This window comes from Iamia sp. SCSIO 61187, from assembly GCF_019443745.1.
GTDB lineage: Bacteria > Actinomycetota > Acidimicrobiia > Acidimicrobiales > Iamiaceae > Iamia.
Genome location: NZ_CP050948.1, coordinates 1,098,946 through 1,112,998 on the forward strand (window position 1 = coordinate 1,098,946; position 14,053 = coordinate 1,112,998).

General features: G+C 72.9%; 15 protein-coding genes. 7 read left to right on the forward strand and 8 right to left on the reverse strand.

The genetic code is table 11. From position 1 onward, the window contains the following. The first annotated feature begins 7 nt into the window (after positions 1–7). A complete protein-coding gene (locus HC251_RS05415) occupies positions 8–1,591 on the forward strand; it encodes an AMP-binding protein (protein ID WP_219944288.1) in 1,584 nt (527 codons plus the stop codon). A 12-nt stretch (positions 1,592–1,603) separates the two neighbouring features. Continuing rightward, a complete protein-coding gene (locus HC251_RS05420) occupies positions 1,604–2,206 on the forward strand; it encodes a nitroreductase family protein (protein WP_219944289.1) in 603 nt (200 codons plus the stop codon). Here the strand turns inward: HC251_RS05420 and HC251_RS05425 are convergent, their stop codons facing one another. Next, complete coding sequence (locus HC251_RS05425) at positions 2,207–3,979, reverse strand: hypothetical protein (RefSeq protein WP_219944290.1); 1,773 nt, start codon at positions 3,977–3,979, stop codon at positions 2,207–2,209. On the opposite strand from HC251_RS05425, the gene HC251_RS05430 reads away from it, so the two are divergent. After that, positions 3,963–4,835, forward strand: a complete 873-nt coding sequence (locus tag HC251_RS05430) for an MBL fold metallo-hydrolase (RefSeq protein WP_219944291.1) — start codon at positions 3,963–3,965, stop codon at positions 4,833–4,835. The genes HC251_RS05425 and HC251_RS05430 overlap by 17 nt on opposite strands. Beyond that, complete coding sequence (locus HC251_RS05435; RefSeq protein WP_219944292.1) at positions 4,832–5,611, forward strand: PIG-L deacetylase family protein; 780 nt, start codon at positions 4,832–4,834, stop codon at positions 5,609–5,611. The genes HC251_RS05430 and HC251_RS05435 overlap by 4 nt, the downstream gene beginning before the upstream one ends. On the opposite strand, the gene HC251_RS05440 is transcribed toward HC251_RS05435, so the two are convergent. Then, entirely contained in the window at positions 5,577–6,218 is a 642-nt protein-coding gene (locus HC251_RS05440) for a TetR/AcrR family transcriptional regulator (protein WP_219944293.1), read from the reverse strand. The genes HC251_RS05435 and HC251_RS05440 overlap by 35 nt on opposite strands. Before the next feature lie 48 nt (positions 6,219–6,266). Here HC251_RS05440 and HC251_RS05445 point away from each other — a divergent pair, with 48 nt between their 5' ends. After that, positions 6,267–6,788: a pyridoxamine 5'-phosphate oxidase family protein gene (locus HC251_RS05445; protein WP_219944294.1), complete on the forward strand. Its 522-nt coding sequence runs from the start codon at positions 6,267–6,269 to the stop codon at positions 6,786–6,788. Position 6,789: 1 nt separating this feature from the next. On the opposite strand, the gene HC251_RS05450 is transcribed toward HC251_RS05445, so the two are convergent. Continuing rightward, positions 6,790–7,836: a diadenylate cyclase gene (locus HC251_RS05450; RefSeq protein WP_219944295.1), complete on the reverse strand. Its 1,047-nt coding sequence runs from the start codon at positions 7,834–7,836 to the stop codon at positions 6,790–6,792. A gap of 9 nt (positions 7,837–7,845) precedes the next feature. Further along, on the reverse strand, positions 7,846–8,652 hold the full coding sequence (locus tag HC251_RS05455; RefSeq protein WP_255566793.1) for a DUF1353 domain-containing protein: 807 nt from the start codon (positions 8,650–8,652) through the stop codon (positions 7,846–7,848). An 84-nt stretch (positions 8,653–8,736) separates the two neighbouring features. Here HC251_RS05455 and HC251_RS05460 point away from each other — a divergent pair, with 84 nt between their 5' ends. Beyond that, positions 8,737–10,005, forward strand: a complete 1,269-nt coding sequence (locus tag HC251_RS05460; protein ID WP_219945621.1) for an acetyl-CoA hydrolase/transferase family protein — start codon at positions 8,737–8,739, stop codon at positions 10,003–10,005. Positions 10,006–10,066: 61 nt separating this feature from the next. Here HC251_RS05460 and HC251_RS05465 read toward each other — a convergent pair whose 3' ends face one another. The 3 genes from HC251_RS05465 to HC251_RS05475 are packed head-to-tail and all read right to left on the reverse strand — an operon-like array spanning position 10,067 to position 12,069. Then, on the reverse strand, positions 10,067–10,891 hold the full coding sequence (locus tag HC251_RS05465) for a maleylpyruvate isomerase family mycothiol-dependent enzyme (protein ID WP_219944297.1): 825 nt from the start codon (positions 10,889–10,891) through the stop codon (positions 10,067–10,069). Between the two features lie 9 nt (positions 10,892–10,900). After that, entirely contained in the window at positions 10,901–11,575 is a 675-nt protein-coding gene (locus tag HC251_RS05470) for a DsbA family protein (protein ID WP_219944298.1), read from the reverse strand. 17 nt (positions 11,576–11,592) lie between these two features. Next, entirely contained in the window at positions 11,593–12,069 is a 477-nt protein-coding gene (locus HC251_RS05475; protein WP_219944299.1) for a DUF456 domain-containing protein, read from the reverse strand. A 162-nt stretch (positions 12,070–12,231) separates the two neighbouring features. On the opposite strand from HC251_RS05475, the gene HC251_RS05480 reads away from it, so the two are divergent. Then, positions 12,232–12,699 (forward strand): hypothetical protein, encoded by a 468-nt coding sequence (locus HC251_RS05480; RefSeq protein ID WP_219944300.1) that lies wholly within the window; start codon positions 12,232–12,234, stop codon positions 12,697–12,699. Positions 12,700–12,729: 30 nt separating this feature from the next. Here HC251_RS05480 and HC251_RS05485 read toward each other — a convergent pair whose 3' ends face one another. Beyond that, entirely contained in the window at positions 12,730–14,001 is a 1,272-nt protein-coding gene (locus HC251_RS05485; RefSeq protein ID WP_219944301.1) for a cytochrome P450, read from the reverse strand. Positions 14,002–14,053: the final 52 nt, after the last annotated feature.

Here is a 14,053-nt window from a genome sequence, read left to right on the forward strand (position 1 = left end):
CGCACCGGTGAGCGACGCAGCCGAGGGGGCCGCGGGAGCGACGCGGGAGGCGATGGCCCGGCGCGGGATGCGTCTCGCCTGGTGGGCGGCGGAGACCCCGGACGCCATGGCCATCGTGACCCCCGACGGCACGGGCCTGCGGACCTTCGCCGAGCTCAACGCCGGGTCGAACCGGGTCGTGCGGTCGCTGCGGGCCCGGGGGCTCGACGTCGGCGACGCCGTGGCCCTCGCCTGTCGCAACCGGGCCGAGTTCGCCGAGGTCGTCGACGCCACCCACCGGGCCGGGTTCCGGCTGACGCCGATCAACTGGCACCTCACCGCCGACGAGGCGGCCTACATCGTGGCGGACTGCCAGGCGAAGGCGTTCGTGGCCGACGCCGCGGTCGGCCCCATGGCGGCGGGCGCTGCGGCGTCGGCCCCCGGCTGCACGGTCCGGCTGTCGGTCGGCGGCGAGATCGAGGGCTTCGAGCCGTTGGGGGCCGCCACCGCGGTCGAGTCCGGCGCCGACATCGACGACCCCACGCCCGGCACCACGATGCTCTACACCTCGGGCACGACCGGTCGGCCCAAGGGGGTCCACCGGCCCCACGACCCGACCGCCGACGCGCCCCCCGTGGCCAACATCTACGGCTACGACGAGACCGGCGGCGACGTCCACCTCTGCACCGGGCCGCTGTACCACGCCGCCCCGATGGCCTTCTCGCTCCAGATCCCCCTGGCGTTCGGGGCGACGGTCGTCCTCATGCAGGAGTGGGACGCCGCTCTCGCCCTGCGGCTGATCGAGGAGCACGGCGTCACCCACACCCACATGGTGGCGACGATGTTCCACCGGCTCTTGTCGCTGCCGGCGTCGGTGCGGGCCGCGGCCGACACCAGCACGCTGCGCCACGTCCTCCACGGGGCGGCGCCGTGCCCGGTTCCGACCAAGCAGGCGCTGATGGACTGGCTGGGGCCGATCGTCTGGGAGTACTACGCCGCCACCGAGGGGGTCGGCTGCTTCGCCTCGCCGGCGACGTGGCTGGAGCGGCCGGGCACGGTCGGACGGCCGACGCCCGCCGACCAGGTCTTCGTCGGTGCGGACGACGGGTCGCCGCTGCCCCCGAGCGAGGTCGGGCTGGTGTACATCAAGGCCCCGCCCACCGGCCGGTTCACCTACTTCGGCGACGCGGCCAAGACCGACGGCGCCTACCGGGGCGACCACTTCACCCTCGGCGACGTCGGCTACATGGACGAGGACGGCTACCTGTTCCTCACCGACCGCTCCGCCGACCTGATCATCTCCGGCGGCGTGAACATCTACCCCGCCGAGGTGGACGCCGTCCTCCTGACCCACCCCGCGGTGGGCGACGCCGCCACCATCGGCGTGCCCGACGAGGAGTGGGGCGAGCGGGTGCTGTCCGTCGTCGAGCTCCAGCCCGACGTGGACGAGTCGCCGGCGCTCGAGGCCGAGCTCATCGCCTTCTGCCGTGAGCGCCTCGCCCACTTCAAGTGCCCCCGGGCCGTCGCCTTCACCGACGCGCTGCCACGCCAGGACAACGGGAAGCTCTACAAGCGTCGCCTCCGCGAGCAGTACGCGGCACCGATCTCCTAGGAAGGAACCCCCATGGACGTTTTCGAAGCCATGTCGACCACCCGCGCCATGCGCCGGCTCGACACCAGCAAGGAGGTGAGCGACGCCGACGTGCTCACCATGGTCACCTACGCCACCAAGGCGGCGACCGGTGGCAACAGCCAGCCCGTGCGGTGGATGGTGGTGCGCGACCCCGACAAGCGGGCCGCCCTCGGCGCCGTCTACGGCGAGTGCTGGCGCATGGTCCGGCCCATGTACGCGTCGCGGGAGGACGAGCCCGCCGTCGCCCGCATGCTGGCCTCGGCCGACCACCTCGGCGACCACATGGGCGACGCACCGGTGATCATCCTCCCGTGCTCCAAGGGCCAGGAGGGCCAGGTCGAGTCGTCCATCTTCCCCGGCGTCCAGAACCTGTTCCTCGCCGGCCGGGCCCTCGGCCTGGGCACCACGCTCACCACGGTCCACCGGTTCAAGGAGGACGAGGTCCGCACCGTCCTCGACATCCCGGCCGACGTCAACACCTGGGCCATGATCCCGGTGGGGTACCCGACCGGGCGCTGGGGCGAGCCCAAGCGCCGCCCGGTCGAGGACGTGACCTACTGGGACACCTGGAAGAACCCGCCCCCGACGGCCTGATCACCGCTCGGCGGGTGACACCCTCAGCGTCGCCCGGAAACCGACACGGTGGCGTCGCATCCCTGCGCCGAGCGGCGGCTCCCCGGGCAGGGCGACCAGTGAGGGATCGGGCTCGACCTGCACCTCTCCGGTCGGCGGCTCGTCTTCGTCGGCGAGCACGGTCTCCGGTCCATCCTGTGACGAGGCGCCAGCCGAGAGGAGGCTTCGGGGGACCCCCTGTTCGACCGCCTCCTGGGCGACCTCGTCGGACACGTCCCGCGACCTCGGTGGCGAGGTCGACCATGGCTTCAGGTGCTGGGCCGTGTCCTCGTAGAAGTCGTGGAGGACCTGGAGCACCGAACCGATGAAGGAGCCTCGACCGCCGCCCCGCTTCGCCCCCATGGGAGCCGAGTGCACCAGTCGGAAGGCGCGGACGACCTTCTGGGGATCCGTCACCAGGATCGTCGGGTCCTCGCGAGCCTTGCCGAGCAGCTCGGATGCGGCGATCGAACGGCTGCCGACGACGTAGGTGTCGATGCGGAGGTTGTCGGGAGCGGACGAGAGCTGGCGCAGCAACCAGTTCACCCGGGTCTGCGGTCGACCGGTCTTCGGGCCGTCGAGGGTGAGCGAGCACGAGACTCGCTGCCCTCGGAGGTCCGCCTCGAGGGTCAACGGCGCGACACCCCCCGGGATGCGGATGTCGCGACGGAGGACGCCGGATTCGACGAGGCACCTCACCGACTCGGCGAGAGCGGACTCCGGGTCAGCGGCCTCCTTGCGCGACAGCATCGGCTGGACCTCGACTCCGAGGCGCTGCCCGTGGGAGAGGCACGCGTACCGGACCAGCTGCTCCCAGCGGGTGACCACCTGCGGGACACCCTTGTCGGTGGGGCGGATCGTCCCGTCGTCGACGGCATTGCGCACCGTGACCCAGTGGTCGCCCATGTCCGAGAGCCCCATGGCGCCGGAACGATCGTGTTCCAGGTACCGGATGAGCTCGCCGAGGATCCAGGCCTGGTCCGGGTCGGCCACCCCGCGGTGGACCTTCTGCATGACCGCCGTGGTCAGCACCTCGGTCCACGAGAGGTGATGGATCGCGACCTTGCGGAGCTTGCGCTTGTCGAGCGTCGTCGGATGGGTTCCAGGGGTCGGCGCCAGCTCGTTGGAGATCGTCAGGACGGCATCGAAGCCCTCGGACTTGGCCACGTCGAGGTACGTCTCGAGCTGCTCCTTGGCGAGCAGGTTCGCGCCGGTCTTCACCTCCACGAGGGCCGTCCAGACCTTGCTGCCGCGTCTGGCCCTGATGAGCCCATCGGGGTACACCCGCCTCCCGTCGAGCTCGAAGGGGACCTCGACGTAGGCCTCGATCGTCCCTGCGGGAGCGCCGAAGGGCTTGGTCATGGCCGCGCCGAACTCGCGGACGGCGGTCATCACCGCGAGCAGGGCAGACGTCGCCCGGCGCTCCTGCTCTGGAGTGCCGTTGATCCCCGACGTGGGGATCAGGCGGGCGGCGTGCCAGGTCTCCTCGGCCATCTTCGGTCCCCTCCGTCGCGTGACCAGGATCGACCCTACAGCCGAGTCGGACGTCAGCTGATGACTCGCCGTCCCCGGGATGGTCGTCGAGATCGACGGCCTGGCCCTCGCCTGACGCGAGGGCGCCGCCCGGCTCCGCCCTCCGGGCGGGGGCGGGACCCCGGACCCGGAACACCCGGGCCGGCCCGGACCTCCCACCCACCTGCAGCGACGACGCCGCACCACCCGAAGGAACACGACACCCATGAGCACCATCGACATCCCCACCCCCCCGCCCGTCGGCGGCCCCGCCGGACCGCCGCCCCCGCCCCGCTACGCGCCCCACGAGGTCGCGCCCGACACGTTCGTCCTCCAGGCGACCCAGGGCGAGGGGCTCGCCCCCGTGGCGGTCCACCTGAACGCCATGGTCATCCGGGGCCCGGAGCCGATCATCGTCGACACCGGGATCCCCACCCTGCGCGACCGCTACCTCGAGGACATGTGGTCGCTGGTCGACCCCGAGGACGTCCGGTGGGTGTTCGTCAGCCACGACGACGTCGACCACGTCGGCAACGTGGAGCAGGTCATGGCCGCGTGCCCCAACGCCACCCTGCTGACCTCCTGGTTCCAGTGGGAGCGGCTCGGCAACATGCCGTTCCTCCCGCCGTGGCGGATGCGCTGGCTCGACGCCGGCGACACCTTCGAGGCCAACGGCCGCACCTACGCCGCCGTCCGCCCGCCGCTGTACGACTCGCCCACGACCCGGGGCCTGCTCGACACGGGCACCGGCGTCTACTGGGCGAGCGACTGCTTCGCCTGCCCCGTCCCCCAGGGCACCGCCGACGTCGCCGACCTCGAGGCCGAGGGCTGGCGCCACGGCACGCTCCAGATGCAGCTGATGAACAGCCCCTGGGTGACCATGGTCGACGAGCGCCGCTACCACGCCGCCGTCGACGCCGTGGCCGGGCTGGGCATCACGACCATCGCCTCGTGCCACGGTCCTGCCGTCACCGGCGCCAACGTGAGCCAGGCGTTCCGCCTCCTGCACGAGGTCCCGACCGCGGTGGCCGATCCCACCCCGGGCCAGCCCGTTCTCGACGAGATCATCGCCCAGGCCCTCGCCGGAGCGCCGACGTGAGCTCGGCGGTCGCCGAGCAGGCCCTCCGGACCGGGCCCCTCGCCGCCGGCGGCGAGCACCTGGTGGTGGTCGTCGCCCACCCCGACGACGAGACGTTCGGCTGCGGGTCCCTCATCGCCCAGTCGGCGGCGGCCGGAGCGCGGGTGACCGTGCTCTGCGCCACCCGGGGCGGGGAGGGCGAGCGGGTGCCGGACCCGGTCACCGCCTGCTGGCCCCTGGGCCTGGTGCGCGAGGTCGAGCTGACCCGGGCCGCCCGGGCCCTCGGCGTCGATGAGGTCGCCCTGCTCGGGTACCGCGACTCCGGCTTCGACGGGGACGCCCACCCGCGCTCCCTGGTCGCCACCCCCGTCGACGTCGTCGCCCGGGACCTGGCGTGCCGGCTGGCGGCCCTGGAGCCGGACGTCGTGCTGACCCTCGACGGCAGCGACGGCCACCGCGACCACGTCCACCTCCGGGACGCGGTCGCCCTCGCCCTGGGCTCGGTCGCCACCGAAGGACGGCGACCCCGCCTCGTCCACTCCAGCCTGGCCAACAGCCTGATGCGCCGGTGGGCCGAGGAGAGGGCCGGTGCCGACACCGTGTACCTGGAGCTCGACCTCGACGAGCTGGGGCGGCCCGACGCCGAGCTCGTCGCCATCGACACCTCCGCGGTCCTCGCCGTGCGGGAGGAGGCCATCGCCTGCCACCGCAGCCAGGCATCGCCCTACGACGGGCTGTCCCCCGAGCTGCGGCGGGCCTTCCTCACGGTCGACCACGTCGTCGAGGTCCCCTGGTGAGCTCTCGGGGTCGGCCCGCCGGTCGGTCGCCCGGGATGCGGGTGGCGATGCCGGCGAGGACGACCTCGAGGCCGGCGGCGTAGGCGTCCGCCAGATGGCGGGCCAGGGCGGCGTCGGGCGGGTCGCCGCCAGGCCCCGGGGCGCAGGCCAGCACGGCGCCGTTGACGTGGTCGACGACCACGTCGGCGCACAGCTCGACGTCCTCGGGCGGCAGCCCGGCGGCCGCCAGAGCGCGGTGGAGCTCCTCGGTGGCGGCGGAGGTGGCGATGGCGACGGCCTCCTGGTCGACGACGATCGTCAGCACCAGGGCGGGGTGGGCGGCGACGACGTCGCGATAGGCGAGGGCCCACCCCCGCACCCGGTCGGCCCAGGGGCCGGTGGGGTCGGGCACGGGCATGTCGGCGAACACGGCCCGCACCAGCCGGTGGAACAGGGCCTGCTTGTTGGGGACGTGGTGGTAGATGGCCATGGGGTCGACCCCGAGGGCGGTGCCGAGGCGGCGCATCGACAGTGCGGCGATGCCCCCCTCGTCCACCAGTGCCAAGGCGGTGGCGTCGATGCGGGCGAGGGTCAGCGGTTCCCGGGCGCGGGGCGTGTGGGTTGCCATCTCTACGGCGTAGAGTAGCCTCCTCTACACCGTAGAGGAGGACCCCCGATGCACGAGACGACCGAGGACCTGGCCCGGCTCCAGGCGGTGCTCGACGCCAGCCACGCCGCCGCCGGCGCCCACCTGCGCGAGATCATCACCCCCGAGCGACGCCTCACCGCCGCCCAGCTCAGCGAGCAGCTCACCGGCATGACGCTGCTCGTCCTGGCCACGAGCACGGCCGACGGCCGCCCGATCGCCGGGCCGGTCGACGGGATCTTCTACCGGGGCCGGTTCCACTTCGGGTCGTCGCCCGACTCGGTCCGGTTCCGCCACATCCGCCGGAGGCCGGCCGTCAGCGCGACCCACCTCCCCGGCGAGCACCTGAACGTCACCGTGCACGGCCGGGCCGAGGCCGTCGACGCGTCCCCCTCCGGCGACGCCGGGTTCCGCCGGGCCCTGCTCGACGTGTACACGCCGACCTACGGCGACGACTGGGAGCAGTTCCTCGACTCCGGGCCGGTCTACGCCCGCATCGAGCCCGACAAGATGTTCACCTTCTCCATGCCGGAGGCCGGGGCGGGCGGTTGAGCTAGGCGCTTGCGCCCTCGGGCGTCCGGCGCCCACCGACGACGATGTCGGCCTCGCCGTCGTCCGGGGTCTCGGGCTGGAGGGCCGAGGCGCCCAGCTTCTGCCCGGCCTTGAGGACGGTGACCGGCCCCTCCTCGCTCACCACGATCACCACGGCGTGGGGGTCGTCGAAGCTGTAGCGGCGGGCCGAGGTGTGGCGCATCCCCCGGAACCCCTCGACGTCGGCCTCGGCCTCGACGCTCGGCACCAGCCGGACGCCGATCTCGACCAGCGTGCCGTGCGCGTCGAACAGGGCGGCGCCGTCGATCTGGGCCAGCACGTGGCGCAGGGGCGCCAGGTCGGCGGGGCGCTTGACCTTGAGCGGGGGCGGGTCCGGCAGGCGCTGCTCGATGCCGGCCCGCAGGGCGGGGTCGGCCTTGTAGATCAGCGTGGCGCCGATGTTGCGGGCCCCCAGGTCGTGGACGGCGAACTCGAGGAGCGTCTCGACCACCTTGCGCTCCGGGGTGCCGGCGCCGGCGCCGCGGGTGACCGCCTCCATCCACGTCGCCACGCGGGGCTCGTGGTGCCAGGTCATGTTGTCCCAGCGGTAGACGCCGAAGTCGCCGACCACCCGCACCAGCCCGGCCGGGTGGCGCTGGACCACGACCGCGCCCAGGGCCTCGGCCAGCACGACGAGGTCACGCTCCGACCCGGCGGGCCGGTCGAACACGGCCCACTCGTCGTCACCGTCGACGTGGCGGATCATCCAGCTCGAGATGCCGTCGGCGAAGCGGCGGGCGGCGTCGGTGGAGCGGTCGACGATGGGCCGGCGCTCGATGGTGAGCTCGGTCGACTCCTCCCAGGCCCACGAGGACACCGATGGAGCGATGAACGCGCCGTAGGACGGGATGCGCCGCTCGTGGATCTTGGGCCGCCGGGCGTAGTCGAGCTCGGCCAGCACCAGCTCGTGCCATGGCTGGCTACCGTCGAGGTGGAGGCCGGCCTCCCCGATCTCCTCGCGCAGCCGGCGCAGGGCCCCGGGGGTCGCCGGAGGTCGTCCGTGTCCCATCGGGGCAGGCTACGGGGTCCCCACCGGATCGCGACCGGCCTGCGGGTCGGCCCGATTGGCCGGGACCGAGGGCCCCGAGCCCTCCACCGGACCGGACACGAGCCACTCGAGGGCGGCGTAGAGGCCGTACACGGCGACCACCGCGACGGTGACGTGGAGGAGCACGGCCAACGCCACCCCGGCGATGGCGCCGACGCGCCACCGCCGGCCCCAGAGCACCGAGATCGCCAGGGGGACGATCACGGCCCCGGCCCCGCCCAGCGGGAGCTCGACCCACCACGGCCGCTCGCCCATCCACGGGAGGAGACCGCCGTCGCCGGCGTCGAACAGGTCGGCGGTGGCGACGGCGCCGAGGACGGCGATGCCCCCCAGCCCGACGGCGACGAGGGGACGCCACCGCCACCGGGGACGCAGGTCGGACCAGGCGGTGGCCAGCATCACGCCCGCCCACATCAGCCAGCGCCGCACCACCGGCGTGCCCAGGTCGGCCATCGAGTCGCGCAGGATGCGGTCCGCCTCCTCCCGATCGACGTCGGGCCCGATGTGGCACCGCGGCTCGCCGGGCGCCAGCACCAGGGCGTCGTGCACGAGCACCGCCGGCAGGTGCGAGCCCAGGCCGGGGACGAGCCAGGCGAAGAACCACGGGATCGAGGCCAGGTCGGTCCGGAACGCCTCCAGGTCGGCGGGGACGATGAAGGGCTCGTCGTGGTGGGGGTCGTCGTAGCGGATCCGCCGGATGATGCGGAAGACCGTGCCGTCCCGGCGCAGCTCGACGCGCACCGGTCCGCCCGTCTCCGGGTCGGAGAACCGCTCCATCTGGGCCACGTGTGCACCTCCGGCCCCATGGTGCCAGCGTGGGGCGACCGGCGCCCCCGGCTGCCTAACCTCGGCCCGGTGCTGATGCCTGCGCCTGTCCCACCCGAGGCCGTGCTCGACCTCCTGACCCCGGGGGCGGATGTGATCGTGCCCCTTGCCAACGGCGAGCCCACCGCCGTCATGGACGCCATCGAGGCGGGGGCGGACGGGCTGAAGGGGGTGCGGGTGCACCAGATGCACGCCCTCCACGACCGGCCGTACCTCCACGGCGCCCACGGTGACCGCCTCACCCACGTGTCGTACTTCCTGTCCCACGTCACCCGGCCGGCCTACTGGGACGGGACGATCGACCTCGTCCCCAACAACTTCTCCGAGGTGCCGCTCCTGCTCCAGCGGTGCACCGACTGCACCGTCGTGGTGGCCGCCGCCTCGCCGCCGGACCGCCACGGGTACTTCAGCCTGGGCACCAACGCCGACTACGTGACGAGCCTCATCGGGCGCGTCCCGTTCTTCCTCGAGGCCACCCCCCACATGCCCCGCACCCACGGGGCCAACACGCTCCACCACTCCCAGGTCGTGGGCTGGTGCGAGTCCGACCGCCCGCTGCTCGAGGTGCCCCGGGCCGAGGCCCGCACCGCCGACCGGGCGATCGGCGAGCTGGTGGCCGAGCGCATCCCCGACGGGGCCACGATCCAGATCGGCATCGGCTCGATCGCCGCCGCCGTGCTCGACGCCCTGCGCGGGCACCGGGACCTCGGCGTCCACACCGAGCTGCTCCACGACGGCGTCGTCGACCTGGTCGAGGCCGGGGTCGTCACCGGCGTGGAGAAGGAGGTGCGCCGCAACCGCATCGCCGCCACCTTCTGCCTCGGTACCAAGCGGCTCTACGACTGGCTCGACGGCAACGCTGTCGTCGAGATGCTCGGCGTCGACTTCGTCAACGACCCCCGCGTCATCGCCCGGATGAAGCGGTTCGCCTCGGTCAACGCCACGACCGAGGTCGACCTCATCGGCCAGTGCGCCTCCGAGACGGTGGCCGGGCGCTACTGGTCGTCGTCGGGCGGCCAGGCCGACTTCGCCCGGGGGGCGATGTACGCCGAGGAGGGCCAGGCGTTCATCGTCACCCCGTCGCTGACCCGCGACGGCCGGTCCCGCATCGTGCCCACCCTGACCGAGGGGTCGGTGGTCACGACGCTGAAGAACACCGTCGACCACGTGGTCACCGAGCACGGCGTGGCCGAGCTCCGGGGGCGATCCCTCGCCGAGCGGGCCCGGGCCCTCATCGCCATCGCCGACCCCAGCGTCCGCGACGACCTCACCCGCGGCGCCGTCGAGAAGGGCTTCCTCCGCTGACACGGAAGGTGCCTGGCACCATCCGTGGCGCCACGGAAGGTGCCTGGCACCATCCGTGGCGTCAGATGGTGTAGGCGAGGTTGGTCAGGATCTGCTGGCCGAGGGCCTGGTCGCCCTCGATCGTCACCAGGTCCGGGTCGACGGCGTCCCAGCGGGTGCGGCCGCCGGCCAGGCGGGTGAAGGTGTGCACGTCGGTGGTGATGACGACCGACGCCGGGCCGTCGAGCTCGTCGACGACCGCGGCGCGGCCGTCGACGGCGACGTGGATGTCGCGGGCTGCCCCGCCGGTCAGGGCGATCGTGACCCGGGCGCCGTCGGGCGCGCAGGCCCGCTTGCCGACGACGAACCCCATCGCCGTCGCCATCTCGTCGAGGACCAGCTCCACCGGGCCGCCGTCGTGGTGGCCGGGCCGGTCGACCGCGTCCCGGATGTCCTGCTCGTGCATCCAGCAGTCGAACACCCGGATGCGCATGAAGCGGCCGTAGGTGTCCATGCCCGCCGGCGTGAACCCCTCGGCGTCCCACTCCTCCTGGCTCATGGCCAGCAGGGCCGCGGACCGCTGGGCGACGATGGCTCGCAGCTGCTCCCGGACCTGGTCGGGGGTGAGCGGGGCAAGCGCGACGACCCACGGCTCGTTGACCTTGGCGATGTCGTTGCGGACGTGGGGCAGGGCGGCGACGTCGACGTCGGCCGGTGGCGTCGGCATGCCGGCGAGCATGCTCTCGGTGCCGATGACGTGGGCCACGTTGGCCTGGACGTCCCACCCCGGCAGGGCCGTCGGCGTCCTCCACTCCTCGTCGTCGAGGGTCGCCAGCAGACCGTCGATGGCCGCCAGCTCCTCGAGCAGGGCGGCAACGGTCTCGTCCTTGGGCAGGTGCGTCGCCATCCCCCGAACCTACGGGGTCGGGTTGGCGACCGACTGCCAGTCCCGGGCGTCGAGGTAGGGGCGGAAGGTCTCGGCGATGAGGGCGATGTCCTCGCGCCGCTTGGGTCGCTGGAGCTCGTAGAGGTGGGGGAACTCGCGCCAGCCGAGGACGAGGTCCCACAGCCGCTCGGCCGCCTCCCCGGTCGGCGGGTCGACGATGACGGGGCCGAAGAGGGCCTGGCCGTCGGCGAAGATCAAGGTGGGCACGCCCCAGCCGCCGACGGCGAGGACCGCATCGTGCTCGGCGTGGACCTCGTCGTGGGTGGTCTCGTCGGCGATGGCCTCGTCGACCAGCCCGGGGTCGAGGTCGAGCTCGGCCAGCAGCTCCCGGGCGACGCTCGGGTCGTGGGGCTTGCGGCCGTCGACGTGGAGGGCGGACCCGGCGGCCTCGTACCAGGCGTCGAGCAGGGCGGGGTCGTCGCGGCGGAGACGGGCCCCGACCCGCATCATCGACCAGCCGTAGGCCCAGTCCCGCTCCCACGGGTGCTTCTTGCCCTCGACCCGGTTGACCTCCTCCAGCGAGAAGAACCGCCACCGCACCTCCAGCCCGGTGCGGTCCCGGACCTCCCGCATCCAGAGCGACGTCTGGAACGCGTACGGGCACATGATGTCGAAGTGGAAGTCCACCGAGGTCGGGCGATCCATGGTGCCCAGTCTGCTCCTCAGGTCGCGACCACGCCCACGGCCCAGACGACGCCGGCGAGGGTCGTGGCCGTGAGCTCGATGAGCATGCTCGTGCCGACGGCCCGGAGGGCCGACCGGGTGGAGGGCCAGGCCTGCTCGGACCCGACCCGTCGCTGCTCGGCGAGGTAGACGGCGAGGACGAACCCGGCGATGGTTCCGACCACGGGGATGACGAACGTCCCGGCGATGGCGCCCGCCGCGCCCCACCACAGGGTGAGGTTGGGGATGCCCTCGGCCTTCATGCGCTTGCCCGGGACGGCGTACTTCACGACCGTGCCGGCGACGAGCAGGGCCAGCACCACGCCGAGCACGACCCACCCGGCGGCCTCGCCGAGGGCGATGGCCCAGACCAGCACGGCCACACCGACGAGGAGCGAGCCCGGCAGCCCCGGGATCACCACCCCGGCGATCCCGACCACGACTGCGATGGCCACGCCGATCTCGATCCCGGTCACGCCGCCAGCCTGCCACCCGGCGGCGCCAACGTTGTCCGGAACCCTGCCGTGGAGGGGGACTTCCGGACAAGGTTCGCGCCGGGCCCGCCAACGTTGTCCGGAACCCTGCCGAGGAGGGGGACTTCCGGACAAAGGTCGCAGTGGGCGCGGCATGCTCACGGGGTGGAGCTGTTCGAGGAGGTCGCCGACGCCCTGCGGGGGATGGTGCCGGCCGGGCTGGGCGAGCCCCGCTGCTCGTGGCACCGGTACGGCGTGAAGGTCTGGTTCGGGACCGAGAAGGCGACGCGCCTGCACTACGAGGCCCAGGTGGTCGGGACCCGGCACGTGCCCGAGGCCGAGACCCTCGCCCTCGAGGTCGGCTTCCACGCCGAGGAGCCCAAGCCCGACGTGAACGACGCCGTGCTCGCCCGCCTCCTCGCCGCCGAGGGGCGATGGCGGAGGGATCTGGGCCCGGCGCCCGTCGCCGGCGAGTTCCTCGGCCGCGACACGTGGGCGCGGGTCTCGGAGGTCTGGCTCGACCCCGACCTCTCCGACGACGAGCTCGGCGGCGAGGTCGCCGCCCGCCTCACCGACTACATCGAGGCCCTGGAACCCATCCTCCGAGAGCGCGACGGATCACCTCCGAGGTGAACCGTCGGTGGTGATCCGTGCACCGGGGTGTCAGGGGCGGGCGCGCTTCGTCGGGGTGAAGCGGACCGGGAGGCGCTTGACCCCACCGACCAGCGGGGCGCCCTGGGCCTCGAGGTAGGTCGGCTCGCCGGCCGTCTCGATGTCGGGCAGCCGGGTGAACAGGTGGGTGAACATGATGGCCAGCTCCCGCCGGGCCAGGTGGGCGCCCAGGCAGAAGTGGGGGCCGGGCCCGCCGAAGCCCACGTGGTTGTTCGGGTTGCGGCGGACGTCGAAGGTCTCGGGGTCGGGGAACACCTTGGGGTCGCGGTTGGCCGCCCCGTAGAAGAGGACCAGCTTGTCGTCGGCGACGAAGTCGTGGCCGGCGACGGTGGTCGGCTCGGTGACGGTGCGACGCATGTAGGTGACCGGCGAGGCCATCCGCACGATCTCCTCGACCGCGGTCGGGGTCACGCCCTCGAGGTCGTCGGTCCAGATCTTCCGCTGCTCGGGGTTCTTGGCCAGCAGGTCCATGCCCAGGCTGGTGGCGGTGCGGGTGGTGTCGTTCCCGGCCACCGCCAGCAGGATGAAGAACGACCCCAGCTCGTCGGGCGCCAGCATGTCGTTCTCGGCGTCGGCGTGGACGAGCGCCGAGGTCAGGTCGTCGGTCGGGTTCTTCCGCCGCTCCTCGGCCAGCTCCGCCATCAGCTGGGTGAGGGTCTGGCCGGCGCCGAAGAGCGTCATCAGCGGGTCGCCGTCACCCATGAACTCGGGGTCGCCGCCGCCCAGGATGATGTTGGTGGCGTCGAGCACCGTCTGGAACTCGCTCCGGGGGATGCCCATCATGTCGCAGATCACGAGGAGCGGGAACGGGGCCGAGATGGTCTCGACCAGGTCGACCTCGCCCTTCTCGCACATCTCGTCGATGACCTCCTCGCAGATGGTCTCGACCGAGTCGATCACCTGCGCCAGGCGGCGGGGCGTGAAGGAGCGCGCCACGATGCCGCGCTGGCGGGCGTGGCGGGGGTCGTCCATGTTGATGAACCCGCCGAAGTACTCGAGCGCCTCGATCGGCAGGTCGGGGATGGTCGTCGCCCCCTTGCCCGAGCAGAACAGCTTCGGGTTCTTGCTGATCTCGATGATGTCGTCGAAGTGGATGACGGCGTGGAAGCGCTCCCGGGTGCCGCTGAGCATGTTGTCGAACTCGTAGACGGGGAACCGCTCGGTCTCCCGGATCACGGCGAAGTCGGCCATGCGCTCGGCCAGGGGGCGCCGCCAGAACTCCGCCGAGGCGACGTCGAGGGGGGCGCTTGCGAGATCCGTCATGGAGGGGCTCCTGGGTTGCTTGACCGATCGGTCAAGCGATCTTAGGTTCGCG